This window comes from Neorhizobium huautlense (genome assembly GCF_002968575.1).
Lineage (GTDB): Bacteria > Pseudomonadota > Alphaproteobacteria > Rhizobiales > Rhizobiaceae > Neorhizobium > Neorhizobium huautlense.
The window spans coordinates 1-1,928 of sequence record NZ_PVBM01000079.1 but is presented as its reverse complement, the minus strand read 5'-3'; the positions used below and the strand labels follow the sequence as shown (position 1 = coordinate 1,928).

The 1,928-nt window shown below is 56.6% G+C and carries 2 protein-coding genes and 2 pseudogenes; 2 read left to right on the top strand and 2 right to left on the bottom strand.

What is annotated here, in order from left to right; genetic code table 11:
* Nucleotides 1-290: 290 nt before the first annotated feature.
* A pseudogene (locus tag C5L12_RS27620) lies at nt 291-422 on the top strand (transposase domain-containing protein); the annotation flags it as partial.
* A 45-nt stretch (nt 423-467) separates the two neighbouring features.
* Here the strand turns inward: C5L12_RS27620 and C5L12_RS27615 are convergent.
* Nucleotides 468-1,100: a LysE family translocator gene (locus C5L12_RS27615; protein ID WP_105375162.1), complete on the bottom strand. Its 633-nt coding sequence runs from the start codon at nt 1,098-1,100 to the stop codon at nt 468-470.
* Nucleotides 1,101-1,300: 200 nt separating this feature from the next.
* Between C5L12_RS27615 and C5L12_RS29120 the strand changes: the two genes are divergently transcribed.
* A complete protein-coding gene (locus tag C5L12_RS29120) occupies nt 1,301-1,423 on the top strand; it encodes a hypothetical protein (protein ID WP_280952556.1) in 123 nt (40 codons plus the stop codon).
* Nucleotides 1,424-1,446: 23 nt separating this feature from the next.
* On the opposite strand, the pseudogene C5L12_RS27610 reads toward C5L12_RS29120, so the two are convergent.
* A pseudogene (locus C5L12_RS27610) lies at nt 1,447-1,656 on the bottom strand (transposase domain-containing protein); the annotation flags it as partial.
* Nucleotides 1,657-1,928 lie beyond the last annotated feature (272 nt).

The following is a 1,928-nucleotide window of genomic DNA, read 5'->3' as shown; positions in this document are numbered from 1 at the left end:
CCGCTTAGCTCCATACCGGCCAGCAGTAAATTCCAGACTGCATCAAAGGCCTGATACATGACCGCATCCAATCACACGTTCAAACCGCTCAAAGAAAAACTTGCATGAACGGGGGCATCCATACATGAGCCGGTTATGGAGTGAACCCCTCGGGCTGGACCACGGGACACGGACAAACTGATACACTCTACGGGCCTCGATCGGAGAAGGCTCATGAAGTCCCGAGGTCCAGCGCGAGGGGTTCACTCCAATTACCCCGCCAAGGGGGTCAAGTTTGCACGCCGGAACACATCGAGACTTGCAAACTCAATGCTGTCGATCCGCTGGCCTATTTGACCACGACGCTCACCGCTATCATAAATGGCCACAAGCAGAGCCGGATCGATGAGCTCTTGCCTTGGAATTTCCCGTTGCACAAATAAGTGCTCGCAGGAATCTTTCGAGCTATGGGATGCTGCGAACGGTCGTCAGGTTCTTTGCAACGCGACATGCAAACCAAGGCCAACAAGGATGGTACCACCCAGTCGCTGGACCAGCTTCTGTGTACGGCTCGACTGCTTAACCTTCTCTATGATCAGCCCAGCGAGGAACACGCAAACAACGTCAGCGAACGTGAATATGGTGTTCACGATTGCCCCCAAGATTGCGAGCTGTGCCCACAGCGGCAGGCTCGCATTGGCGTCAACGAACTGGGGGAGAAACGCCAGAAAGAAAATGGCGGTCTTCGGATTTAACACCTCGACTGCCACGCTCTCGAAAAAAGCCTTTCTTGCCGACTTCGGCATGGCGACAGTCGAAGGTTCGGGGCCAGTTTCTCTGCTGCGGAAGAGCGAGATACCCAGCCAGACAAGATAGAGTGCGCCGACCAGCTTGACTATCGTGTAAGCCACTGGGACTGCGTTGAACAACGCGGACAATCCTGCAGCGGCGGCAATGACATGCACATAGGCCCCGATGTTGATGCCCAAAACTGCCATCAAGCCAGCACGTCGACCGCCTGCCATAGTACGTGCTGCCGCGTATAGCATCGCAGGTCCTGGTATGAAGGCGAACAGCGCTGTGGTGACCGCAAATGCGATCAAGACGTCAATTGTAGGCATGGAAGGGTATCCCTTTGCGGCGTGACGGTCGAACACTAGAGGCTTTTACCGCCAGCGCAATAACTGGATGGACGGCGGCATGTAACGCGACACCAGCCTCCCCAATGCAGACGTTCAAGATGGGGACGGGACACCGCTTACAGACTACGTCGTCCGCGACTACAAGGATGCTCTTTCGGCGCTGAAGGATCGCGCGGGGCGTGATCGATCTGCCGATCGGCGGCGATTATCCGGCGCCGGCACCATCCGAAACCGGCCGCGTCAGTGTGTCCGGCCCCGATCCGGTATTCACGGCCGAGAACCTCAAAGGGTGGCTCGGATGATGTAAGCGGCAAGCTGAGGCCATTCAGCGGGCGTAGTTCCACGGCATGAGCGCGTCGATTTCGCTGCTCGGCCAGCCGTTGGCAATGCGCTCGAGGGTCTGAGTGAGCCAGGCAAGCGGATCGATATTGTTCATCTTCGCTGTCTGCAGCAGCGTCGCGATGGTTGCCCAGGTCCGTCCCCTGCCGTCGCTGCCGGCGAAGAGTGAGTTCTTTCTCGTAATGCCCATGCCCCGTTCATTCTGCCCATGTCGACGATGAAGTTGAGGTTCTTTATCGTTGGCATCCGTATATCGGCCAAAAGGTTTCCATTTGTCGCGTGGAAGAACGAGCAACAGGTCGGTTTCTGAAGGTCTTGTCCTGCTGCCAACGTAGCCGCAGGGCTGGTGCCCAACCGATGAAGGCCCTTCAGTCCTACAACGCAAAAGAGGCAGACAGAAGCTTTGCCGGTATTGCAGGGTCGTCCGCGTCAGTAACGAGTAGCAGGTCCAGCGTATCATTTACAATG